General features: G+C 36.4%; 1 pseudogene. It reads left to right on the plus strand.

Annotated elements, in window-relative coordinates:
• Positions 1–277: 277 nt before the first annotated feature.
• Positions 278–462, plus strand: a pseudogene (locus tag AB4653_RS25860) (azurin); the annotation flags it as partial.

A 462-nucleotide genomic window follows, 5' to 3' on the forward strand; every position in this document is an offset into this window, starting at 1 on the left:
TATATATAGAAGCCTATAAATACATGTAGAACACCGTTTGCGTGAAAAACTATGTGTAATTGTGAAAACCACTCCTACCTATTCGTAATGTAAACAAAGCTGTTCGCCCTTTAATGTCGAGATGAACTCAGTTTATAACTTGGGTCATCGGTTTGTTTGCTTGATCTAACACAAGAACCCTTTTGATTCACATGTGTGATGTAAAAATCAACTTCCAACCAAACCCTGAATAAATTAGCATTGTTGAAAATAATTCTTATTTAACAGAGTGAATACGATGCGCCTAATTTTACTAATCCTATCTATTATTGCAGCCCCTGCGTTTGCTGAAACAAAGGTCATCAAACAAGTGATGGACATGAATTCTGAAAACATCGACAAGATGTACCAATTCATTCCTGATTACGTAGAAATCGAACCTGGTGACAAGGTGCTTTTTAAAGGAACCGTTGGCTCTCATAC

Source organism: Vibrio sp. 10N.222.48.A3, assembly GCF_041475345.1.
Lineage (GTDB): Bacteria > Pseudomonadota > Gammaproteobacteria > Enterobacterales > Vibrionaceae > Vibrio > Vibrio tasmaniensis_A.